Below are 22535 nucleotides of genomic sequence, written 5' to 3' on the forward strand. Positions count from 1 at the left end.
TTGCCTCGAGCCGACCCGATCCGCCGGACAGGCCCTGGACGCCCCCGGCGCGGGTCATCAGTTCTGCTGGGCCAGACGCTTGTTGATCTCGCCCTCGACCTGCTTGGCGGCGTCCGCCGGGGACTTACCGTTCAGCACCGCGGTCATGTAGGACTTGATCGGGTTCGGCGTGTTCTCCACCGCGGCCCACCCGGGGATCAGCGGGGTGGTGCCGCCGACGGCGGCGGCGGGCGCAGCGGCCTCGGCGACGGCGTTGCCCTTGAGGTTGGTCTCCAGGGGTTGCTTGTTCGGGATGACGCCGTTCAGCTTGGCCAGCTCGCCCTCGTACTGGTCGGACAGGGCGATCTTGAGGAACTCCTTGGCCAGGGACTGCTTCTTGCTGCCCTGGGCGACCGCGAGGTTGGAGCCGCCGAGGAAGACGCCCTCGGGCTTGTCGGCCGTGGCGCCCGGGATGGTGAAGTAGCCGAGGTCCTTCTCGATGGCCTTGTTCGCCTGGACCGCGGTGCCGGCCTCCCAGCCCATGCCGATGAACGCGCCGGTCTTGCCCTTGGCGAAGACCTGGGCCTGCTGCGGGGTGGCCTCGTCCTTGTCCTTGGGGGCCTTGGAGTAGGCGGCGTACTTCTTGTAGATCTCCATGGCCGTGGCGACCTTGGGGTCACCGAGGTTGGAGACGTACTTGTCGCCGTCCTTCTTCACCAGGTCGGCGCCCTGGCCGATGGTCAGGCCGTCGAAGAAGTACCAGTTCTGGCCGGGCAGGTAGAGCGGCTCGGCGTCGGTCTTCTTGCCGATGGTGTCCAGGTCCTTGAAGAACTCGTCCCGGGTCTTCGGGGTGCCCTTGATGCCGGCCTTGGCCCAGATCTTCTTGTTGTAGATGACGACGCGGTTGGCGAAGTACCACGGGGCGGCGTACTGCTTGCCGTCGTAGACGGAGGACTGGGAGACCGACGGGGTCCAGTCCGTGCCGATCTGCTGCTTGAGGTCGCCCAGTTCGGCAAGGCCCCCGGTGGCAGCGTAGGCCGGGGTCTGGGTGTTGCCGACCTCCAGGACGTCCGGCGGGTTGGACTCGGAGAGGGCGGTGGTGATCTTCTGCTGGATCCCGTCCCACTTCTGGATCTCGAACTTCAGCTTGGCGCCGGTCTTCTTCTCGAAGGCGGCCTGGACGTCCTTCGTCCACTGCGGGGGCGCCGAGCCGTCCATCGTCCAGACCGTCAGCGTCTGGCCCTTCCAGCTGTCCGGTCCCGCGTCCTTGCCGCTGTCCTTGCCGTCGTTTCCGCCACACGCCGCAACGGAGACCATCATGCCCGCGATCACGATCGCGGCAGCGAGCTTGCGCTTCACGCCACCCTCCTCAGGGATGCCACTAACCCCCCACGCCCTCGGCGGTGACCTGCGTACGACGCTGTTGCACGTAGGGCTCGGGACCTGGCCACTAATGGTGTAGACCAGTACGGTGGAGCTTGGCCTAGACCTTTAGGAGTGTCAAGGGTGGTTCGGGAAGCCGATAGACGCCGTTACGAGAAAGTCATCCAGGAAAGTCGTCCGGCACAGGTGCCCGGTCGCACCGCGCGCGTGCCGAAGTACTACCGGATCAAGCAGCAGGTGCTGGAGATGACGCAGACACTCGAACCCGGCTCGGCCATGCCGGCGGAACGTCTGCTCGCCGTCCGGTTCGGCACCTCGCGCACCACCATCCGGCAGGCGCTGCAGGAGCTGGTCGGGGAAGGCCGGCTCGACCGCATCCAGGGCAAGGGCACCTTCGTCGCCCAGCCCAAGCTGTACCGGACCCTCCAGCTCACCTCGCACACCGAGGACATGCGCGCCCAGGGCCTGGAGCCCGCCTCGCAGATGCTGGACATCGGCGAGGTCCCGGCCGACGAGAAGCTGTCGGGCCTGCTCGGCATCGCGATCGGCGAACGGGTCCTGCGCATCGAGCGGCTGCGGCTGGCCGGCGGCGATCCCATGGCGATCGAGACGACCCACCTGTCCGTACGGCGCTTTCCGGGGCTGCGGCAGTCCCTGGCGACGTACCCGTCGCTGTACACGGCCCTCGCCGAGGTGTACGGCGTCCATCTCGCGGAGGCCGACGAGACCATCGAGACCTCGCTGTCGACGCCCCGCGAGGCCCAGCTCCTCGCCACCGACGTGGGCCTGCCGATGCTGCTGCTGTCCCGGCACTCCCGGGACGCCGAGGGCACACCGGTGGAGTGGGTGCGCTCGGTGTACCGGGGCTCGCGCTACAAGTTCGTCGCCGCGCTGCGCCGGCCGGCACCGGGACGAACCGGCGCCGCGTGACCGTGCGTCCGGGGGAGATTCAGCGGGATGCAGGGGCCGGTCCGCCCCACGCCACGGCCGTCGCGCTGCTCTGGGCCCACGCGGTGGCCTGCCCCACCCAGGGCGAACCGGCCGGGCGGTAGGGCCTGGGCGCGGGGGCCATCGGCACCCCGGAGACCGGCCGCACCGTCCACCCCCGCGAACCGTCGCTGCGGCTCCTCACCGCGGCGCCCGGGCTGCCGTCCCGTGCGGCCGGGGGAGATTCACCGGGATGCAGGGGCCGGTCCGCCCCACGCCACGGCCGTCGCGCTGCTCTGGGCCCACGCGGTGGCCTGCCCCACCCAGGGCGAACCGGCCGGGCGGTAGGGCCTGGGCGCGGGGGCCATCGGCACCCCGGAGACCGGCCGCACCGTCCACCCCCGCGAACCGTCGCTGCGGCTCCTCACCGCGGCGCCCGGGCTGCCGTCCCGTGCGGCCGGGCGGTTACCGCGGCCGCCTCGCGCCGGGGCCCCGGATGTGTCCTTGCCGGCGGAGCTGCCGGCCGCGCGGCGCCACCGGCTCGTCGGGCGGGGTGCGCTGGTGGCGGACCTGACGGCCCGTCCCGCGCGGCCCGAGCCCGAGCCCGGCAGGTCCGCCGTCGTCGTCCGGCCGCTCGCGGCCGGGAGGACGCGCTGGTGCTGCGGGCCGCCCGCGAGGTGCGCGGCCGGTTCCCGGACGGACGGGTCCTCGTCGACCTGCATCCCGCCGACAGACAGGCCTTCGTCGGCCCGCGCCCCGCCGACGGACGGGTCTTCGTCGGCCTTCGCCCCGCCGACGGACGGGTCCTCGTCGGCCTTCATCCCGCCGACAGACAGGTCCTCGTCGGCCTTCGCCCCGCCTCGTCGCTTCCCTTCACCTCGGACGTGCTCGTCCGTCGGATCCTGCGCCTCCTCGGCGGCGCCCCGGCCGCGGAGAACCCGGAGGAGGCCCGTGACCGGCTGCGGGACACGCTCGGCACAGGGCAGGTGCTCGTGGTACTCGAGAAGGTCGAAGGCGATGCGCAGGCGCGGCCGCTGCGCGTAGACGGCGGGCCGAGCGCCGCCCTGACGGCCGCACGACGCGAACTGTCCGCGCTGCCAGACGGGTTCCGCGCCCTGGACCGGCCGGACGTCCACCGGATGCCAGCCGACCTGGTGGGGGTCGAGCGCGGCGGGCGCGGTGGCGGACAGGACGACGAGCGCGGCGCAGGCCGCGAACGTCCACCTCCTGCTGCGGGGGATCCCTCTGCGGGACATGGGACTCCTCGTGAGAACACGGGGCGCTGTGCGCGGCACGGGGCAGCACCAGGGCGACCACGTAGGGTAATTGAATACCCGCAGCTAATCACACACCGTGGCGATTCGAGGGTCTCGCCATGCCGGGAACCCGCACGCGGTGTCGCACGGTGCCCGACGGCGCCCTTGGCGGTGCGCTCAGTCCAGGAACGCCGTCTCGATCCAGCGGCGCACCGCCCGCGGGCGCATCCGGTGCAGGCCGCCGACGGTGTCGGCCACCTCCTGGGAGCCGCCGACCGACAGGAACTTCTCCCGCACCAGGTCGCCGTGGCCGGCCCGGGTCTCCGGACCGGCGGCGCCCACCGGGATCAGCCGGGTGCGGGAGACCGTACGGCCGTCCGTCAGCCGGACGGTGACCCGGGCGCCGGTGGCCTTGGTGGACCGGGAGAAGTCCCGGTCGTCCGCCTGCGACACGCCGACCAGGTCCACGAGTTCGTCCCCGCCGAAGCCGCGCAGCCACGGTACGGCCCGTTCCCCCGCCTCCCGCACTGCCTCGCCGAACGGTGCATCCGACAGGAACAGTTCGCGGGTCATCTCCGTGTCGTGCTCCAGCCGGATCCGCTTGGCCAGCGCCCAGCGGTCGGCGTCGTCCAGATACGGCGAGGAGAAGTCGTCCACCGAAAACTCCCCGGTGAGCAGGGTGGTGGCGACCGGGTAGGGCACGTCCAGGACCAGCGCGCCCAGCGGGGAGCCGGGACCGGTGACGTACCGGGCGGCCCGCTCCCCCGCGAACAGCGTGTACAGGGAGGCCTCGACCACCACTTCGGCGACGTCCTCGGGCCTGACCGGGCCGAGTTCCCTGTGGATCTCGGCGGCGCAGTCCACCGCGGCGTCGATGCCGGGCCCGCCGGGGTGCATCTTGAAGGAGAGGGTGTCCGTGTGCCAGCGGCGGCCGAGACCCTTCGCCACCGCCTGCGGCAGCGGCACGGTCGCGAAGCGGGCCAGGAAGCCGTCGCCGTGCTCGAGAATGTCGGGCGCGCCGCGCAGCCCCGCGTACGCAGCGTCGCAGGCGTCCATGGCGGTGCGCACCGGGGTGAAGGTGTTGAACAGGCGGGCGTCGCTGGCCAGGAACGCGCGCATCAGCGGCCAGTTGGGCATGGCGAAGGCCAGCCCGAAGGCGTTCTCGAAGAGGGCGGCGGAGGCGCGGTCGCAGTGCAGGCGCCCGGCGACCGCTCCGGCCAGATGGGTGTGGACGGCGCTCTGGCCGCGCAGCGGCCCGAGGGTCGCGGAGGCGGTGATGCGGGCCGCGCACTCGTTGGCCACCACGACCGCGGTGAGCAGCGAGAGCCCGTCGAGCTGACGGGCGTAGGCGAAGGCGAGCGGGACCGCGACCGTGGAGTTCGACAGATGCCCGGCGTATGCGGTGTCGTCCAGGTTGAGCCAGGAGCCGAGCGCCGCGAAGACGCCCGCGGCCTGCCGCGGGTCGCGCTGCATGGGGTGCCCGAAGGCGGCCACCAGCTTTCTGCCGAGGGGGTGCTGGAGACCGGCCCGGATGGAGGCGATCTGCGACAGCACCTGGCTCGCGGCAAGCTTCAGCACCCGGCACGGGATGTGCTGCGGGCGCAACGTCGCGGCCCAGTGGGAGAGTTCGCGCAGCGGGGTGTCGGCGGACCTGCGGCCGCGGGCGGGCCGGGGCAGAGTGAGTGCCGGGTCGGCCCAGTCGGCGCACAGGGTCCGGGCGACGCTCTCCGCGAGGACAGCGGTCATGAGGCGGCTACCTTCCTTGCCGTGCGTGCGTGCGTGCGTCGAGAGTGGACACGGCCAGGCCCTGTCATCACCTTCCCGTCGTCCGCCCGGAGGGCAGGCGGGAAGGTGACGACAGGGCCTGAGGGGAGCACCGGCGCCCCGGTGCTCCCGCGGGGTGTGGGGACTCAGGCGGCCGGAACCTTGTCCAGGAAGCCGTAGACGCCCTTGATCTTGCCCTCGTCGTTGGTGACGATGACGTCGAAGCCGATGGCGATCGGCTCGGCGCCCGGCTCGGTCACCAGGCCCCACTGGAAGCGGGCCTGGTCGTGGTGGGCGTCGACGGTGCCGTGCAGTTCGAAGGTCAGGCCCTTGAACTGGTCGCGGGCACCGGCCACCACGGCCCCGAAGCCCTCGTGACCCTCGACCGCCGCGAGCGGGTCGATGTAGGGGGCGTCGGCGGTGAACAGCTCGGCGATGGCCGCGGCACGCTTGTCGGCGTCCGCCTCGTTCCAGATGTCGAGGTAACGGGAGACGGTGGTGGTCAGGTCGCTCATGCGGGCGTTCTCCTCTGTGACTTGCTTGACTTGTTCTTCGGACAGGTGGCTTCGTACGGGCTTCAGGGGGTGGCCGGCGCCCAGACCGGGAGGGCTCCGGGGAGCACCTCGAAGGTGGCCGAGGCGCCTATGCCGTGCTGGTACTCGCCGTCGTGCTCCAGCGGCAGCCGGTGGCCGTCGGTGCGCTCGACGGTGATCGTGCGGCCGCGTGCGTACACGGTCGCCGGGTGGTCCATGTGCGCGGCGTTCAGGGTCAGTCCGGGCACATCGGCCGCCGCGACCTCGCCGCCGATCACGCAGACGTCGAGCAGTCCGTCGTCCAGCAGCGAGTCGGGCAGCACCAGGAACCGGCCGCCGCGGTAGCGGCCGCCGCCGACGTTGGCGAGGACCGTGGGGCCCTCGTGCACCACGCGGCCGTCGACGGTGACCCGGCCCGGGTAGGGCGGGTAGCCGGCAGCCGTGTCGGCGAAGGCGCGGGCGTAGCGCTCCCGGCCGGCCAGCGGCAGGTCCCGGGCGGTGATCAGCGCGTCGGCGATCACCCCCGAACAGGCGCCCAGGTAGACGTAGTTGCGGGTCTCGGCGAGGCGGGCCAGGTCGAGGCGGCGCAGGCGGGCACTGCCGCCGATGCCGTAGTCGGTCAGGATCGCCTTCAGGGACTCGCTCCAGGGGCGGTCGCCCCACAGCATCTTGTAACCGGAGTTGCCGGTGCCGCCCGGCACCACGGCCAGGGTCGCCCGGCCGCCGGCGGGGACGAGCCCCTGGACGGCCTCCCGGACCGTACCGTCACCGCCGATGGCGACGACCAGGTCCGGCGCGGCGTCCGTCCGCTCCAGCGCCCGGCGCACGGCGACGGTCGCGTCGCCCGGAGCACTGGTCGGGTGGACCTCGGTGCGCTCCAGGCAGGACTCGCACAACTCCCTGACCTGACGCACCAGTTCGGGACTGTGGCTGCCGGAGGCCGGGTTGGCCAGGATCAGGGCCCGGGTGGGCCCCGGGGCTGCGGTGTCTGCCATGACGAGCGTTCTCCTCACGTCGGACGCACCGGCGGCGGACCGGGTCGGCAACGATGGGGTCCCCTCACGGGAGCGAGCGAGTTCGGACATCGGAGTCCAACCGGGGCTCGAGCGAGGAGGAGCGTGCGACACGGACGACTCTGCCAACCGCGGCTGACCCGGCACTGACACGCGGCTGACGCCGCGACCGGCGCTCCCCGGCGAGGTTCAGGGCCGTGTCAGCCTCCGATCAGGGTCCAGGGATCGAATGGGTGTGGTGCGCCGGCGGCAGTGGTCCGCGGCGCGCATACCGACTTCCGTGCAGACCGTTGACCGGAGTGAGACCACCATGACCGCGCCGACCTACCCGCCCCTGCCCACCAGCCGATACACCTCCGAGTTACGCCACGAGACGGCCCGCTTCGCGGACGCCGGTCGCGGGCTCCCGCTGTCCGAGCCGGTCCCGACGTGCCCGGGGTGGACGCTGGGCGATCTGGTGCGCCATGTGCGCCAGGGCCACGACTGGGCGACGACGATCCTGACCACCCGCAGCACCGAACTCATCCTGCCCGGCGCCGACACCGCCGCCGGCGAGGACAAGAGCTGGACCGAGCGAGTGGCCGAGCTCGGGGCGCAGGAAGTCGCTCAGGAGAGCCCCATCGTGGACCCCGGGCTGCGCACGCGGTTCCTGGCCGAGGGCGCGGACCGGCTGGTCGAGGCGGTCGACGGGGTGGGCCCCGAGGTGCCGATCTGGGCGCCGCACGGCAAGCAGAACATGGAATTCTGGCCGCGCTGGGCAGTGTTCGAGACAGCCGTGCACCGGGCCGACGTGTACCTGATGGCCGGCCTGCCGTTCGAGCTGGACAACGATGTCGCCCTGGACTGTGTGGACTTCTGCGTGAGTGCCTTCGGGGCGCCCGCCGCCAGGCCGTTCCTGTCCCCGCTGTTCTCCGAGGTGCCGCGCGGCGGCCAGACGCTGAGCTTCCGGTCGACCGAGCCGTCCGCGGCCCGCGCCTCGAACTGGCTGATCACCTGCGCGCCGGACGGGGTGCGGGTCACCCGGAACGCCCCGGCCGGCGACGCGGCCGACGCCACCGTGGTCGCCACGCCCTCGGATCTGTTGCTGGTGGTCAAGGGGCGACTGCGGCCGGAGAACCCGCGCATGGCGGTGCTGGGCGACCGTGCGCTGCTGGACTTCTGGCTGAGCCACGCCATCTCCTGATCTCCTGACCGCCTGGCGGAGTATGACGGTGAGCACGCCGACCCGGTCGGTGTGCTCACCGTCATGTGTGCATAGGTATGGGGGCCGGGGGGCGGGGCCGTGGTGGGGGCACGGCCCTCTGCTCACCCGCGGGAAGCGGCCGTCACCAGGTGACGGGGAGTTCCTCCAGGCCGTACACGATCGTGTTCTCGCGGAAGCGGACGTCCTCGGACGGCACGGCCAGGCGGAGCGTGGGGAAGCGGGCGAAGAGGCCGCTCAGACACACCTCCAGCTCCATGCGGGCCAGCGAGGCGCCGGGGCACAGGTGCGCGCCGAAGCCGAAGGCCAGGTGGCCGGAGGCGTTGCGGTGGATGTCGAGGCGGCCGGCGTCGGGGTAGACCGACTCGTCATGGTTGGCACCGGGGATCGCCACGATCACGCCGTCACCCTTGCGGATGGGCGCCCCGCCCAGGTCGACGTCGGCCACCGCGGCCCGCACCTGGTTGTCCTGCGAGATGGACCAGTAGCGCAGGAGTTCCTCGACCGCCGGCTTGAACAGGGCGGGATCGGCGCGGAGTTCGGCCAGCTGGGCCGGGTCGCGCAGCAGGCTCAGGACGCTGAGGCTGATCTGGTGGGCCGTGGTCTCGTGGCCCGCGACCAGGAAGAAGCGGGCCATGGCCACGAGTTCCTGGTGGGTCAGTTCACCGGTCGCCACGTACCGCGTGGCCAGCCGGCTGATCAGGTCGTCCTGCGGATCGGCGGTGCGCTGCGCGGCGAGCCGGTCCAGGAACTGCGACATCTCGACGAACGCCGCGTACGTCTCCTCGGGACTGGCCTCCTGGGAGAGAATGACCTGGCTCTGCTCGGCGAAGTCCGCCTCGTCGTCCTCCGGCACCCCGAGCATCCGGGCGATCACCAGCGAGGGCAGCCGCAGCGCGTAGCTCTTCACCAGATCGACCGGGTTGGGGCCCTCGGCCAGCTCGTCCAGCAGCTGCTCCACGAGGAGTTCGACCTCGGGGCGCAGGGCGCGGGTGCGGCGGGCGGTGAACTCGGTCATCGCCATCCGGCGCAGCCGGCCGTGCTCGGGGTCGTCCATGCGGCTGAAGGACATCACGCCGGGCTCGGGCGGCAGCTGGATGCGGATCGGGAAGCCGGGCTGCTGGTCGTCGGAGCTGAAGCGGTTGTCGTTGAGCACCTGGCGGACGTCCGCGTGCCGGGTGACCAGCCAGGCCTCGCCGCCGCGTATGCGCACCTTCAGCGGGGGTTCCTTGCGCAGGCCCGCGTAGGCGTCCGGCGGGGCGTACGGGCAGGAACGGGGCATGGGCCACGTTGGGAGAGGCTCGCAGGGTTCAGCCATGGTTTCCTCCGTTGGGTCGGCTGAAATGGGGCGGGGTGTTTCGGCCATCGTGGAGGATGTGGCTGACTTGGCCCTGATGCATGACTGACGGGCACGTGGGGGTCTTCTTCCACGTGCCCGTCAGTTGGGGGTTGCACTAGTCGCCGTGCGTGGGGGTTCGTCGGCAGGTGAGGATCAGGGAGTCTGTGCCTTGCGCGGCAGTAGCTGCACCAGTGCCGCTACCAGCACACAGATGCCCGCCTGCACGAACAGGCTGGCCCCGAAGGCGTGGGCGTAGGTGTGGGCGCTGCCGTGGTGGCCGGCGACGCCGAAGAAGACCACGCCGATCACCGCGATGCCGATGGCGTTGCCCATCTCCTGGGCGGTGGAGAAGACCCCGGACGCGGCGGCCGCGTGCTGCGGAGCCACGCCTTCCAGCACCAGCGAGGCGAGCGGGGCGACGACGAAGCCCATGCCGAACCCGGCGAGCACCATGGCCGGAACGCACCAGCCCACGGCACCGCTGCTGTCCAGGTGCCAAGCGGTCGCGGCCAGTGCGATGTTGCCGGCCGCCTGGAGCACCGCGCCGACGGTCAGGACCTGCTTGCCGAGCTTGGCCGCGACCTTGGGCGCCTGCGCGGAGCCGATGAAGAAGCCGAGGCCGAGCGGGATGAACAGCAGACCGGACTGGAGCGCGCTGAGGCCTCGGCCCTCCTGCAGGTACAGCGCGAGGACCAGGAAGAAGGAGGCCATCGCGGCGAAGAACACCAGCAGGGAGACCACGCCCACGCCGAACGCACGGTCCTCGAACAGGCTCGGGTGGACCAGCGGCGACTTGTTGCGGGCCGCCTTGCGGCGCTGGGTGTACCAGAACGCGGCCAGCAGCGGTACCGAGGCGATCAGGCACTCCCAGGTCCAGGTCGGCCAGCCCTGCTCGCGGCCCTCGACCAGCGGCAGCACGACGGCCGACAGACCCGCGGTCACCAGGATCACACCGGTCCAGTCGAGGCCGGTGTGGCCCTCGGCCCGGGACTCCGGCACCACCTTCGGGGTGAGCAGCAGGACGACGGCGCCGATCGGGGCGTTGATCAGGAAGATGGTCCGCCAGTCCCAGCCGAACACGTCGGCCTTGATCAGCAGGCCGCCGATCAGCTGGCCGAACACGGCCGAGGCGCCCATCGTGATCCCGTAGGCGTTGAACGCCGCGGCCCGGGCCTTGCCCTGGTAGGCCGTGGTCAGGATGCCGAGGACCTGCGGGATGACCAGTGCGGCCGCGGCGCCCTGCACGGCGCGCGCCGCGATCAGCTCACCCATGTTCGGGGCGATGCCGCAGGCCAGCGAGGCGAGCGTGAACAGGGCGAGGCCGATGGAGAAGACCTTCCGGCGGCCGTAGAGGTCACCGAGCCGCCCGCCGGTGATGAGCATGGCGGACAGACCGATGTTGAAGGTTGCGGCGACCAGCTGGATCTCGGCGCTGGTCGCGTGCATGTTCCGTTGGAGCGAGGGGATGGCGACGTTGACGATGAAGAAGTCGATGTTGGCTATGAACAGGCCGGCCAGCACCACCAGGAGCGCACCCCAGGCGGGTTTGCCTCCGGCCTCCTCGATGTCCGGTGCCGGTGCGGCCGAGGCCGCGCTGCCGGTCAGTTCCGCTTCGGTGGTCATGGACGACCCTCCTAGGTCGTTTCGTGCTGGTGGGATACAGGCCGAGGGCGTCCGCGACGCGCGGCAGGGCACGGGACGGCACCCGATACGGCAGTCATCGGGTCACTGTCCCGCGCCCCGCTGACACGGCGCTGACACGGCGTGCTCGGTTCAGCTCGCGGCGGTGTTGGCCACGGTCCGCAGCAGTCGGTGCGCGAAGTGCGCGGTGACGGCCTGGGCGTGGGTGTCGATGTAGAAGTGGCCGCCCTCGTACTCGTTGTGGCCGAGGTAGGCGGGGGTGCGACCGGCCCAGTGGGACATGGCGTCCGGGGCCTCCTGGAGCGGGTCGCTGCGGCCGCCGTAGGAGGCGAGCGGGCAGGTGACGCCGGCGCCGTCGTCGTCGTAGTCTCCGGCGACCCTGAGGTCGGACCGGAGTGCGGGCACGACGAGCGCGAGCATCTCGGGGTTGTCGTAGACCTCGGCCGGGAAGGACCCCAACTTCTTGATCCACTCGATGAGTTCGGGTTCCGGCATCCGGCTCTGCTCCTCGGTCGGCTTGAAGAAGCCCACCGGCGACCAGCCGGACATGCCGACCATCGCCGGAGCGGGACCGCCCTCCTCCTCCATCCGGATCGCCAGCCGGAACGCCAGCTGGGCGCCGAGGCAGTGGCCGAAGAACGCGAACGGCCGCTCGTCGAGGTCGTTGAGCACCGCCTCGTGCAGGGCGTCGAGGAGCGGCCAGAAGTTCTCGTGGGTCTGCTCCTCGCGACGGTTGTGCCGGCCGGGCAGGGTCACCGCCTGCGGGGAGATGTCCGGCGGCAGCAGGCTCTCCCAGTCGCGGTAGATGATGGCGCCGCTGCCCGCGTGGGGCAGCAGGAACAGCCGGATCGAGGCGTCGGGCGAGGGGTCCACGGGGTGGAACCAGTGCCCCTCGCGGGACATCTGGCTGCCTGTGCTGGCGGTGGTCACGACTGCGTGCTCCCAACGGTGGTGGACGGGCCGAGGGCGCGTACCGCGGGCAGCAGCACCTCGGCGATCTCCTTCAACTGCGGCTCGGGGTCGAGCGATCCGATCCGCACGACCAGGTGCCGGGCACCGGCGCGGACATAGCCGCCGAGCCACTCGGCGCACTTCTCGGCGCTGCCCCAGGCGTAGGCCTGGATGCTCCGCATCTGTTCGAGGGAGCGGCCGTAGTAGTGGCTGATGTAGTGCTCGAGTTCGGACTTGGCGGCGCGCTCACTGGCGTTGACCGTGACCGTGGCGTAGAGCGCGGGGGTCACGACGCGGCCTGCCTCTTCGGCGAGTTCGGCGATACGGCGGCGGGCACGGGCGTAGGCGTCGACGTCCGGGAGGAAGGGAAGCCAGCCGTCGTAGCGGGTTGCCGCGCGGGCGAGGACCTTGGGGGTGTCGCTGCCGGCCAGCCAGAGGGGCGGGCCGCCGGGGATCGCAGGCGAGGGGAGGCGGTCCAGGTTCTCCGCCTGCCAGAACCTGCCCTGGAACTCGGCGGGTTCACCCTCCTCGCCGGAGCGCCAGGCCGTGCGCCACAGCGAGGTGATCTCGTCCAGACGGCCCACGCGGCCCTGGAAGGAGGCGCCGACCGAGGCGAACTCCTCCTCGGTCTCCGGCATCGGGAAGCCCGAGCCGAGGCCGAGGATCAGCCGGTCGGCGGCGACATGGCCGAGGCTCGCGATCATGTTGGCGCCGATGAGGGGGTGGCGCAGAGCGGGGGTGAGGGCGGCTGTGCCGACGGTGATGCGCGTTGTCGCTGCCGCCGCGGCCGAGAGCACGACGAGGGGGTCCAGGCGGGGGCGGGCGGTCAGGGAGTCGCCGGCCCACAGGGAGTCGAAGCCGAGCGCTTCCGCGGTTTTGGCGAAGTCGAGCAAGGGGGCTGCGGCGTAGGTGCCGTTGATGGCTTGCTCCCGGGTGGGGAGGAGGATGCCGATCTGCAGAGGGGGGCGGCCGTCGTCTGCGGTCTGCGGGTGCGTTGTGGCTTGTCGCGCAGTTCCCCGCGCCCCTGGCACACTGCCGCCGGCGGAGTTGGAAGGCATGCGTCAATTTCCTTTCCCAAGCTGATCGGTGTCGTCAGACAACCGTCGCCTTCAGTGCGTCCCTCGCCGGGGCCGTCAGTTGCTGCCTCACCGCGCGGCGCAGGATCTTGCCCGACGGGTTGCGGGGCAGGGAGTCGGTGAAGTGGTACGTGCCGGGGATCTTGTAGTCGGCGATGCGGCCCCGCAGGGACAGCAGGAGTTCCCGGGGTGTGGCGGCGGCGCCGGGCCTGAGTACGACCACCGCGTGCACGCTCTCGCCCCAGCGCTCGTCGGGCAGTCCGACCACCGCCGCGTCGGCGACCGCCGGGTGTGCGGCCAGTGCCTTCTCGACCTCGGCGGGGTAGATGTTCTGCCCGGCGACGATGATCGTGTCGTTGATGCGGTCGCACAGGTGGAGGTAGCCGTCCGCGTCGAGGTAGCCGGCGTCGCCCATGTGCAGCCACTCCCCCACCAGGGTGCGGGCGGTGGCCTCGGGCAGGTTCCAGTAGCCGAGCATCCGGGAGGGGGCGCGGACGCAGATCTGGCCGATGGCACCGGCGGGGAGGGTCTCGCCGTCGGGGCCGATCACCTTGATCTCGTTGCCGGGGCAGGGCTTGCCGACCGAGGTGAGCACGGTGCTGCCGGGGTGGTGCGCCTCGGGCGGGAGGCAGACGGCCACGCTGCCGGTCTCGGTGCTGGCGTAGATCTGCGCGAACTCGCAGCGGTAGGTCTCCAGGCATTGCTTGAGGAGGGTTTCGGACATGGGGGCGGCGCCGTAGGCGATCTTGCGCAGGGAGGCGAACGCCTCGGGTCCCGCGCCGCGTTCGGCTGCCATCGCCTGGAGCATGGCCGGGGCGGCGAAGGTGGTGGTGACCCGGTGGGTACGGATGAGGCGTACCGCTTCCTGCGGGTCGAACTGGGGCATGATCACGTTCGTGCCGCCGGCGTTGAACGTGTGCAGGAACCAGCCGATGCCGGCCACGCCGAAGCCCGGCAGGGAGATCAGGCCGACGTCCTCGGGCAGCCAGTCGATCCAGTCCACGCCCTGTTCATGGCTCGCCTGCGGCAGCGTGAAGAAGCTGCGGTGGGCGAGGACCGCGCCCTTGGGCAGGCCGGTGGTGCCGCTGGTGTAGATCTGGATGACCGCGTCGTCCGGGCCGGTGCCGGGCGCGAGGTCGGTGTCCGCCTGGTCGGCCGCCCAGGCGGGCAGGCCCGCGCCGCGGGAGGGTTCGCCGTCGGCGTCGGTGCCGTCGACCCGGATCACCTTGCGCAGTCCGCGCAGTTGGTGGCGGACGGTGGCGACGGTGTCCCAGAACTCGTCGTCCACGAAGATCAGGACGGCGCCGGAGTCGCGCAGGATGTGGTCGACCTCGTTCGGGGTGAGCCGCCAGTTGACCGGCACCAGGACCGCGCCGGCCTTGGCGCAGGCGATCATCACCAGGTAGTAGTTCGCCGACTCGCGGCCCAGGTAGGCGACCCGGTCGCCGCGCCGGACCCCGCTGGTGTGCAGGGCGTGTGCGGCGCGGTTGCTGTCGCGGTGGAGCTTGTCGTAGGTGGTGACGCGGCCCTCGCAGATGATCGCCGGGTGGTCCGGGCGGCTTCCGGCGTGGGCCCGGGAGGAGTGGTGGAGCGTCCAGCGCTCCCGCGGTATGTCAGTCATCGTGGTTTCCCGTCCCTAGGGGGCGTCTCACGCTGCCGGTACCGGGCCGAGCTGCCCGTCGACGAACTGGGCCAGCGCGCGGACCGTGGGGTGGTCGTGGGTGAGGGAGGCCGGCAGGGCCAGCCGGAAGGTCTGCTCCAGGGCGGCCTTGACCTGCTGGGCCATCAGGGAGTCCAGGCCCAGCGACACGAATTCGGTGGACACGTCCAGCTCGTCGCCCTCCTCCAGGTGCAGGACGGCGGCGACCTTCTCGCGGACCACGCCGGTGACGGTGGTGAGGCGTTCCGCCGCAGGCAGTGCGGCCAGCGCCGTGAGGTCGAGGCCGGTGCCGTCGTCGTCGGGGGTCTGCCGGGCGAGCCGGTCGTAGAACAGGTCGCCGGTGACGCTGCCCGCCACATAGCGGTCCCAGTCGAACTCGCCGACGATCCGCTGGGTGCGCGGCCGGCCCCACAGCCGGGCCAGGGTGTCCAGGGCCCGGGTCGGGGAGAAGAAGCGGACGCCGCTGCGTTCGATCTCCTGGCTGAGGTGCTCTTCCAGGCGGGCCGACATGCCGACCCGGGCCCAGGCGCCCCAGTTCACCGAGAGCCCCGGCACCCCGCGCCGGCTGCGCCACTCGGCGAGCGCGTCGAGGGCGGCGCTGGCGGCGGCGTAGTGGCCCTGGGTGGCGCCGCCGAGGACGGAGGCGATGGAGGAGTAGGTGACGAAGAACTCCAGGTCGGGGAAGGAGTTCTCGGCGGCCTCGTGCAGCAGCCAGCCGCCGTAGGCCTTCGCCGCGAGCTGGGCGTCGATCGACTCCCAGGTCAGCTCGGAGATCAGCTTCTTGTCGTAGGAGCCGGCGGCGTGCACGATCCCGCCGAGCGGGTACGGGCCCGCCGCGAGGTGCCGTACCAGGCGCTGGACGTCCTGCGCGCAAGAGATGTCGGCGCGTACGACGTCGATCTCGGCGTCGGCGGCGAGGTCGGCGAGCAGCGGTGAGGCCTCCTCGGTGGCCCGGCCGCTGCGGCTGACCAGGGTCAGGTGCCGGGCGCCGAGGGCGGCCAGTTTGCGGGCGGTGACCAGGCCGAGGCCGCCGAGGCCGCCGGTGACCAGGTAGGTGCGGTCGGGGCGGAGTCCGGCCGGGCCCTCGTCCACGGGGTCGGTCTGCTCCTCGGCCGGGTCCTCGGGCAGCGTCACCCAGGTCCGTCCCGCCGGGTCGGACAGGGCGGTGCGCAGGGCCTCGCCGGTCTCGTCCAGCCGGAAGCGGGGCGCGGTGTCGTCGGAGCCGGTGGCGTGGACGACGGCCACCGCGGGGACGGTGAGCGTGGAGCGGAAGGTGCCGTCGTGCCGGACGAGGACCTCGTCGCCGGGCTCGAAGCCGGTGCCGCCGGCGGCGGCGAGGACCGTGCCGCGGGCCAGCCGGCCGAGCAGCGGCGGGGGTTCCTCCTCGGCCGCGTCCTCTTGCGCACGCTCGGCGCGGCCGGTGTCCAGGGCGGTGCGGGCGTCCTCGGCGGTCAGGCCGACGGCGTGCACGCGGACCTGGACCTCCTCGGCCTGGGGCGCCCGCTCGGTGACCGGGGCCAGGGCCAGGTCGGAGAGGTCGCCGGAGTCGGGGGCACGCAGTTCGAAGCCGCCGCTCCAGGTGAGCGTGGAGTCACCGGCGAGCAGCCGGCGCACATAGCGGCGGCCCGGGCGGTGGGCGACCTGGTACTCACCGGGCGGCTCGGCCCGCCACTCGTCGGCCAGCGGGGCGAGACCGCTGCCCGGGGCGAGGTCCACGAGGGTCGCCCGGTACTGCGGGTACTCGGTCAGCAGCACCCGGCCGAAGCCCCACAGGGTGGCGGCGCCGAGGTGCCCGCCGTCCCCGGCCGGGTCACCGGGCAGCCACTGGGCGCCCTCGGTGACCAGCCACAGCCGGGGCGGCCGGGACGTGCCTGCGGCGTCCAACGCGCCGATGAGGCTGAGGAGTTCGCGGTAGTTGTCCTCGCACTCGGCGCGCAGCCGGCCGGCCGACATCGGCGCCGGGAGCTGCCGCCAGATCCGGCAGACGCCGGTGAGAGTGGGGTCCTCCAGGGCGGCCTTGAGGTCGGTGAGGTCGGGCAGCCAGGTGACCTTCAGACCGGGCTCGGCGGCGAGTTCGGCGGCGCGGACGGCGGACGGGTCGATCAGGAGGACGTGCCGGGCCGGCGCGTGCTCCTTGGCGGGCAGGGCCCGGCGCACCCAGTCGGGGCGGTGCAGGAACTGGCGGCGGCCGCTGCGGCCCTCGGGGCGGGCCATGCGGACGCCGAGCAGCTCGGCGACCGGGTCGCCGTTCTCCAGCAGCAGCACGTCGGCCAGGCGCCGGTCCTGGTCGCCGCGGATCCGGGCGAGGACGCGCAGCATCTCGCCGCGCGGCTTGCGGAAGTGCCGTACGGAGGCGATCTCGCGCGGCACGAACACCGGGCCCTCGGGGTCGAGGACGACCAGGGCCTGGACGGCGGCCTCCAGCAGTTCGGCCGGGACGTGCTCGACGGCGGTGGCGTCGCGGCCGGTGAGCTCGCCGGTGACCAGACCGTCCCCGTGCCGGGCGGCGCGCAGCAGCAGCCGCATCCGGGGGCCCTGCGGGCGGCCGACGGAGGCGAGGTCGGTGTAGATGTCCTCGTCGTCGATCTGCTGCCCGGCCGGAGCGAGCGTGGCGTCCAGTTCCGCCAGTTCCGATACGGGGACGAGGGGTTCGCGTTCGGCGGCGACGACGGCGGTGGCGTGCAGGTTCTCCTCGCCGCCGACGACCGTGAACACCTCCACCTCGGCGCCGCCGCCCGGGCGCGGCCGCCAGCGGGTGGTCAGTGCGGTCACGGTCTCGGCGGGCAGCTCCAGCGGGGCGAGCAGCAACAGGTCGCGGACGGCGGAGCGGGCATGGCCCTGGACCGCGTCCTGGACGGCGAGCAGCAGGTCGACGTAGGCACCGGCCGGCAAAGCGGTGCGGCCGCCGTCGGCGAGGTCGGCGAGCGCGCCGAGTTCCTCGGTGGTGAACTCCGCGTTGAACTCCCGTACTCCGCTGGCGAACCGCTCCTCGATGCCGAGCAGCAGGTGGCGTGCGGTGCCGTTCGCGGCGGAGCGGCGGGGGGTGGCGGAGGGCAGCCAGTAGCGCTTGCGCTGGAAGGCGTAGGTCGGCAGGTCGACGCGGGCGGGGGCGGGGTGGCCGGCGTGGTAGCCGTCCCAGGAGACGGCCAGGCCGTCCGCGTAGTAGCCGGCCAGCGCGGTGAGGGTGGTCGCGGTGGTGGTGTCGCGGCGGCGCAGGCTGGCCAGCCACAGGTGGTCCTCGACCGTGACGCTGCGCCGGGCGAGCGCGGTGAGCCCGGCCTGCGGGCCGACCTCGATCAGGGCGTGCCGGCCGCGCTTGGCGACGGCCCGGATGCCGTCGAGGAAGCGGACGGGTTCGCCGATGTGCCGCACCCAGTAGTCCGGGTCGCCGATCTCGCGGAACCGGGCGAGGCGTCCGGTGACGTTGGAGATGAGGCTGATCTTCGGCTCGTGGAAGGTGATGCCGTCGAGGGCGGCGCGGAAGTCGTCGTAGACCTCGGCCATCAGGGGCGAGTGGAAGGCGTGCGAGACCTTCAGGCGTTCGACGCGGACGCCCTGCTCGGTGAAGCGGGCGACGACCTCCTCCAGGGCGGCGGTGGCGCCCGAGATCACCGTCTGGTCGACGGCGTTGATCCCGGCCAGCGCCAGGTCGGCGTGGCCCTCCAGCAGCGGGGCGACCTCCTCGACGGGCGCGTTGATCGCGGCCATGCCGCCCTCGGCGCGCACGGCCTGCATCAACCGGCCGCGGGCGGCGACCAGCTTGACGGCGTCGGGCAGGCTGAACAGTCCGGCGACGGCGGCGGCGACGACCTCGCCGATGCTGTGCCCGATGAGCACGTTCGGGCGCACGCCCCAGGCCATCCACTGCTGGGCGAGGGCGTACTCCAGGGTGAACAGGGCGGGCTGGGTGTACTCGGTGCGGTCGATGGCCTCGGGGTCGGCGGCGGTGCCGAGCAGCAGCTCGCGCACGGAACGGCCGAGGTGAGGGGCGAACAGCCGGTCGCACTCGTCCACCCGGTCGCGGAAGACGGGGAAGGCCGCGTAGAGGGCGGCGCCCATGCCGGCGTACTGAGAGCCCTGGCCGGTGAACATGAACGCGGTCTTGCGGATACCGGAGGGCCCCTCGTGCTCCTGCTCGGCGGCCCGGTCGAGGAGCTTGACCAGCGCGGCGCGGTCGGCGACCGGCGCGGCGACGCGGTAGGGGTGGTGGGCGCGGGTGGTGTTGGCGCTGTGGCACAGCGCCGCCAGGGAGAGGTCCGGCTGGTCCTCCACCAACTGCCGGTATTCCGCCGCCAGTTCGCGCAGGGCGGTGGCGTTCTTCGCGGACAGGGTGAACAGCGGTGCGGCTCCGGTGGACTCCGGTACGGAAGGCTGTTCGGGCGCCTGCTCCAGCACCACCGCGCCGATGGTCCCGGCGAAGCCGAAGCTGTTGACGACCGCCCGCCTGACCTCGGCCTCCCACGGCTCGCAGGCGGTGGGCACCCGCACCGGGTAGAGGTCCCAGGGGATGCGCCCGGAGGGCGTGTCGAGGTTGATGTGCGGATAGATCGTGGCCGAGCGCAGCTGGAGCACCGACTTGATGACGCCGACGATGCCGGAGGCGGGCTCCATGTGACCGAGGTTGGTCTTGACCGAACCGACCAGCACCGGCCGGTCCTTGGTGTGGGAGTCGACGAACACGTCGCCGATGGCGCCGAACTCGATGGGGTCACCGAGCGGGGTGCCGGTGCCGTGCGCCTCGACGTACTGGATGTCCTCGGGCGCGAGGCGGGCGGCGGCCAGCGCGCTGCGGATCACCTTCTCCTGGGCGGGGCCGTTGGGCACGGTCAGGCCGGCGCTGTCGCCGTCCTGGCCGACGGCGGTGCCGCGCACCAGGGCGAGGATCCGGTCGCCGTCGCGCTCGGCGTCGGAGAGCCGCTTGAGGACGACGATGCCGCAGCCCTCGGCGCGCGCGTAGCCGTCGGCGGCCTCGTCGAAGGTCTTGCACCGCCCGTCCGGGGCCAGCATCTGGGCGTTGGAGAACATCACCGGGATGCGGGGGTGGTGCAGGGCGTTGACACCGCCGCACAGCGCGATGTCGCTCTCGCCCGCGCGCAGCGCCTGCACGGCGAGGTGCAGGGCGACCAGGGAGGAGGAGCAGGCGGTGTCGACGCTCATGCTCGGGCCGCGCCAGCCGAGGAAGTAGGACAGCCGGCCCGAGAGCGGGAACATGGTGATGCCGGAGGCCAGGTGGCCGTCCATCTCCTCGTACGGCAGCGAGTCCAGCTCCAGGGCGTAGTCGATGGAGCTGGCGCCGATGTACACGCCGCCGTTGCCGCGGCGCAGCGGCGCCGGGTCGATGCCCGCATGCTCCAGGGCCTGCCAGGCGGTCTCCAGCAGCAGCCGCTGCTGGGGGTCCATGTAGCGGGCTTCCTTCGGGGAGATGTTGAAGAAGCCGGCGTCGAACAGGTCGATACGGTCGAGGAATCCGCCGCCCGAGGCGTGGATCTTGCCCTTGTCGTCGGGTCCCTCGGGGGTGAACGCCTCGACGTCCCAGCGGTCCCGGGGTATCGGGCCGATTCCGCTGCGGCCCTCCCTCAGGAAGGCGTCGAACTCGTCGGGCGAGCCGCTGCCGCCGGGGAACCGCAGACCGATTCCGACGATCGCGACCGGCTCGGGCGCCTGCTCTGATTCCGTACGCGGCATGGAACGACTCCTCAGCTTTCCTGAATGGCCTGGGTCAGGTGGTCCACGAGGTGGGCGATCGTCGGCTCGTTGAAGAGCACGTTGACGTTGATCGACAGGTCCAGGAGCTGCTCCAGGCTCTGCCGTATCTCGGTCAGCCGCAGCGAGGTGAGGCCGAGATCGAAATAGCTGACGTCGAGGGGAAGATCCTCTGAATCGTCCATGAGGAGAACGACCTTGAATTTCTCCAGGACGATTGTCTCGATTTCTTCCGCGAGTTCGCTGCGCGGCAGGTCGCGCAGTCGCTCGATCGTGCTGTCGACAGGTGGCATGCCGTCATGCAAGCAGCGCCGGCTGACGCACCGCTGACGACCGCGGGCCGCCGGGTTGGCCGGATCGAGCCGGTCAGTCACGTGTCAGCGCGGGGTCAGATTCCGCTGCCAGGCTCGCATTGCTTCAAGAAATCCACACGCCATATCCGAAAGGCTGAAGATGCTTCGCGAAGCCGCGCAGGAGGAGAGTGCTGAGGCACCTTCCGGATTGAAGAGTTACGACCTCTACATCGCGGGCAAGGACGTCGCCGGGGACGGATGGGTCTACACCGTCAGCGGGCGTTCCCTGCTCGAAGACGTGTTCACCAGCGTGAGCCTGAAGCGCTCCCTCGAACAGGACCCGGAGTCCGAGGCGGCCAAGCACCCCTACGTCGTCGGGCGCTGCGCGATCGCGGACGACTCCGCCATCGACCTGGCCACCCAGGCGGCCGCAGCGGCCGCCCCCGACTGGGCGGCCGTACCGCTGGAGCGGCGGATGCAGCTGGGCACCCGCTTCCGCGAGGAACTGATCAAGCACCAGGACGAGTTCCTGCGGATGCTGGTCGCCGAGTCCCACCCGGTGAAGCTGGCCCGCTGGGAGCTGAGCTGCCTGCTGCAGATCTACGCGCCCGGCTCCCTGCGCTGGTACCTGAAGCAGATGCGGGTCGAGAAGGAGTACAACGGCCGCAAGCTGATCCTGCACCGCCAGCCGGACGGCGTGGTCGCCTTCAACCCGCCGCAGAACGCCCCGCTGCCCAGCGCTGCCCTGAGCGTGCTGGCCCTCATGGCGGGCAACGCCGTGGTGGTGCGGGCGCCGCGCAGCATCGCGCTGTCCACCATGTGGCTGCTGCGCGACATCGTCGCCCCGCTGCTGGAGGAGGCCGACGCGCCGGCCGGGGTGCTCAACGCGGTGTGCTCCAACCCCAAGCAGACCATGGACCGCTGGATCGCCGACCCGCTGATCAACGACATCTTCTACATCGGCGGCAGCCAGGAGGGCCTGCGGTTCGAGCAGAGCTGCGTGGCGCACGGCAAGAAGCCGATCCTCGAGCTGGCCGGCAACGACGGCATCGTGGTGTGGAAGGACGCCGACCTGAAGTGGGCGGCCGAGGCCATCACGGAGGCCTTCTACGGTTCCGGGCAGATCTGCATGGTGCCCAACTACGTGCTGGTCCACCCCGAGATCGCCGAGGCGCTGATCGCCGAGGTCAAGGAGCAGGTCAAGGGCATCAAGCCGGGCCTGCCCGAGGAGGAGGACGTCCTGCTGTCGCCGGTCAGGCGCAGCGAGCGGTTCTTCCGGCTGCTGCGTCAGGCGCTGGACAACGGCGCCGAGCTGGTCACCGGCGGCCACCGCACCGAGGTCGACGGCACGGTCTCCGAGACGGGTGTCTTCCTGCAGCCGACGGTGGTGCGGGTGGACGGCCTGGACCGGGCGCGGACCTACGACGTGGTCCGGGAGGAGACGTTCTTCCCGCTGGTCCCGATCGTGGTCGCCGAACGCGACAACGACGACGCCCTGCTCGAAGCGTTCCTGCAGTTCGTCAACAGCAACGACTACGGGCTGCGCAACTCCCTGTGGTCGCGCTCGGACCATGTCATCGAGACCTTCGTGCGGCGCACGGTCAACGGCGGCCTGCTGAAGATCAACGACTCCCACATCGGCTTCCTGCCGTACCTGCCGAGCCACGGCGGCACCGGCCGCACCGGCGGCGCCTTCGGCGAGGCCAACTACCCGATGCTCAAGACCTCCCACGTCCAGGGAGTCAGCATCGCCCGCGACGTGAGCCCGTACGACGCGGTCTTCGGCGCCTGACCACACCCAGTCTCCTGCGGAGGT

15 protein-coding genes are annotated in these 22535 nt (G+C 71.9%); 3 read left to right on the plus strand and 12 right to left on the minus strand.

What is annotated here, in order from left to right; genetic code table 11:
- Positions 1 to 57: 57 nt before the first annotated feature.
- Entirely contained in the window at positions 58 to 1338 is a 1281-nt protein-coding gene (locus AQI88_RS26590) for an extracellular solute-binding protein (protein WP_067003906.1), read from the minus strand.
- Between the two features lie 270 nt (positions 1339 to 1608).
- Between AQI88_RS26590 and AQI88_RS26595 the strand changes: the two genes are divergently transcribed.
- Positions 1609 to 2292 (plus strand): GntR family transcriptional regulator, encoded by a 684-nt coding sequence (locus tag AQI88_RS26595; protein WP_244184348.1) that lies wholly within the window; start codon positions 1609 to 1611, stop codon positions 2290 to 2292.
- Positions 2293 to 2534: 242 nt separating this feature from the next.
- Here the strand turns inward: AQI88_RS26595 and AQI88_RS26600 are convergent, their stop codons facing one another.
- The 4 genes from AQI88_RS26600 to AQI88_RS26615 form a co-directional block, all read right to left on the minus strand.
- Positions 2535 to 3545 carry a hypothetical protein gene (locus tag AQI88_RS26600; protein WP_067003908.1) on the minus strand — a complete coding sequence of 337 codons (1011 nt, stop codon included), beginning with the start codon at positions 3543 to 3545 and terminating at the stop codon, positions 2535 to 2537.
- Positions 3546 to 3722: 177 nt separating this feature from the next.
- Complete coding sequence (locus AQI88_RS26605) at positions 3723 to 5291, minus strand: MmgE/PrpD family protein (RefSeq protein ID WP_208615909.1); 1569 nt, start codon at positions 5289 to 5291, stop codon at positions 3723 to 3725.
- 164 nt (positions 5292 to 5455) lie between these two features.
- Positions 5456 to 5824, minus strand: a complete 369-nt coding sequence (locus AQI88_RS26610) for a nuclear transport factor 2 family protein (RefSeq protein WP_067003910.1) — start codon at positions 5822 to 5824, stop codon at positions 5456 to 5458.
- A gap of 62 nt (positions 5825 to 5886) precedes the next feature.
- The gene (locus tag AQI88_RS26615) at positions 5887 to 6837 is read right to left on the minus strand and encodes a diacylglycerol/lipid kinase family protein (RefSeq protein WP_067003912.1); all 951 of its coding nucleotides are present in this window, start codon (positions 6835 to 6837) and stop codon (positions 5887 to 5889) included.
- Positions 6838 to 7165: 328 nt separating this feature from the next.
- On the opposite strand from AQI88_RS26615, the gene AQI88_RS26620 reads away from it, so the two are divergent.
- A complete protein-coding gene (locus AQI88_RS26620; RefSeq protein ID WP_159050400.1) occupies positions 7166 to 8038 on the plus strand; it encodes a maleylpyruvate isomerase family mycothiol-dependent enzyme in 873 nt (290 codons plus the stop codon).
- 142 nt (positions 8039 to 8180) lie between these two features.
- Here AQI88_RS26620 and AQI88_RS26625 read toward each other — a convergent pair whose 3' ends face one another.
- The 7 genes from AQI88_RS26625 to AQI88_RS26655 form a co-directional block, all read right to left on the minus strand.
- Positions 8181 to 9338: a cytochrome P450 gene (locus AQI88_RS26625; RefSeq protein ID WP_244184335.1), complete on the minus strand. Its 1158-nt coding sequence runs from the start codon at positions 9336 to 9338 to the stop codon at positions 8181 to 8183.
- A gap of 210 nt (positions 9339 to 9548) precedes the next feature.
- Positions 9549 to 11018 carry an MFS transporter gene (locus tag AQI88_RS26630; RefSeq protein WP_079057821.1) on the minus strand — a complete coding sequence of 490 codons (1470 nt, stop codon included), beginning with the start codon at positions 11016 to 11018 and terminating at the stop codon, positions 9549 to 9551.
- A 150-nt stretch (positions 11019 to 11168) separates the two neighbouring features.
- A complete protein-coding gene (locus tag AQI88_RS26635; RefSeq protein WP_067004177.1) occupies positions 11169 to 11939 on the minus strand; it encodes a thioesterase II family protein in 771 nt (256 codons plus the stop codon).
- A gap of 23 nt (positions 11940 to 11962) precedes the next feature.
- A complete protein-coding gene (locus tag AQI88_RS26640; RefSeq protein ID WP_079057822.1) occupies positions 11963 to 13045 on the minus strand; it encodes an LLM class flavin-dependent oxidoreductase in 1083 nt (360 codons plus the stop codon).
- A 34-nt stretch (positions 13046 to 13079) separates the two neighbouring features.
- The gene (locus AQI88_RS26645; RefSeq protein WP_067003919.1) at positions 13080 to 14684 is read right to left on the minus strand and encodes a fatty acid--CoA ligase; all 1605 of its coding nucleotides are present in this window, start codon (positions 14682 to 14684) and stop codon (positions 13080 to 13082) included.
- A 27-nt stretch (positions 14685 to 14711) separates the two neighbouring features.
- Positions 14712 to 20408, minus strand: coding sequence for a type I polyketide synthase (locus AQI88_RS26650; protein ID WP_067003921.1), 5697 nt, complete (start codon positions 20406 to 20408; stop codon positions 14712 to 14714).
- A gap of 11 nt (positions 20409 to 20419) precedes the next feature.
- Complete coding sequence (locus AQI88_RS26655; RefSeq protein ID WP_244184337.1) at positions 20420 to 20800, minus strand: acyl carrier protein; 381 nt, start codon at positions 20798 to 20800, stop codon at positions 20420 to 20422.
- A gap of 79 nt (positions 20801 to 20879) precedes the next feature.
- Here AQI88_RS26655 and AQI88_RS26660 point away from each other — a divergent pair, with 79 nt between their 5' ends.
- The gene (locus AQI88_RS26660; protein ID WP_067003925.1) at positions 20880 to 22511 is read left to right on the plus strand and encodes an aldehyde dehydrogenase family protein; all 1632 of its coding nucleotides are present in this window, start codon (positions 20880 to 20882) and stop codon (positions 22509 to 22511) included.
- Positions 22512 to 22535: the final 24 nt, after the last annotated feature.

Source organism: Streptomyces cellostaticus (assembly GCF_001513965.1).
In the GTDB taxonomy this organism is placed as follows: Bacteria; Actinomycetota; Actinomycetes; order Streptomycetales; family Streptomycetaceae; genus Streptomyces; species Streptomyces cellostaticus.

Bases quoted from the DNA above. Each gene is read 5' to 3' on its own strand.
- AQI88_RS26595 (WP_244184348.1), top strand. From the start codon at position 1,609: ATGACGCAGACACTCGAACCCGGCTCGGCCATGCCGGCGGAACGTCTG.
- AQI88_RS26600 (WP_067003908.1), bottom strand. From the start codon at position 3,545: ATGTCCCGCAGAGGGATCCCCCGCAGCAGGAGGTGGACGTTCGCGGCC.
- AQI88_RS26605 (WP_208615909.1), bottom strand. From the start codon at position 5,291: ATGACCGCTGTCCTCGCGGAGAGCGTCGCCCGGACCCTGTGCGCCGAC.
- AQI88_RS26610 (WP_067003910.1), bottom strand. From the start codon at position 5,824: ATGAGCGACCTGACCACCACCGTCTCCCGTTACCTCGACATCTGGAAC.
- AQI88_RS26615 (WP_067003912.1), bottom strand. From the start codon at position 6,837: ATGGCAGACACCGCAGCCCCGGGGCCCACCCGGGCCCTGATCCTGGCC.
- AQI88_RS26620 (WP_159050400.1), top strand. From the start codon at position 7,166: ATGACCGCGCCGACCTACCCGCCCCTGCCCACCAGCCGATACACCTCC.
- AQI88_RS26625 (WP_244184335.1), bottom strand. From the start codon at position 9,338: ATGCCCCGTTCCTGCCCGTACGCCCCGCCGGACGCCTACGCGGGCCTG.
- AQI88_RS26630 (WP_079057821.1), bottom strand. From the start codon at position 11,018: ATGACCACCGAAGCGGAACTGACCGGCAGCGCGGCCTCGGCCGCACCG.
- AQI88_RS26635 (WP_067004177.1), bottom strand. From the start codon at position 11,939: ATGTCCCGCGAGGGGCACTGGTTCCACCCCGTGGACCCCTCGCCCGAC.
- AQI88_RS26640 (WP_079057822.1), bottom strand. From the start codon at position 13,045: ATGCCTTCCAACTCCGCCGGCGGCAGTGTGCCAGGGGCGCGGGGAACT.
- AQI88_RS26645 (WP_067003919.1), bottom strand. From the start codon at position 14,684: ATGACTGACATACCGCGGGAGCGCTGGACGCTCCACCACTCCTCCCGG.
- AQI88_RS26650 (WP_067003921.1), bottom strand. From the start codon at position 20,408: ATGCCGCGTACGGAATCAGAGCAGGCGCCCGAGCCGGTCGCGATCGTC.
- AQI88_RS26660 (WP_067003925.1), top strand. From the start codon at position 20,880: ATGCTTCGCGAAGCCGCGCAGGAGGAGAGTGCTGAGGCACCTTCCGGA.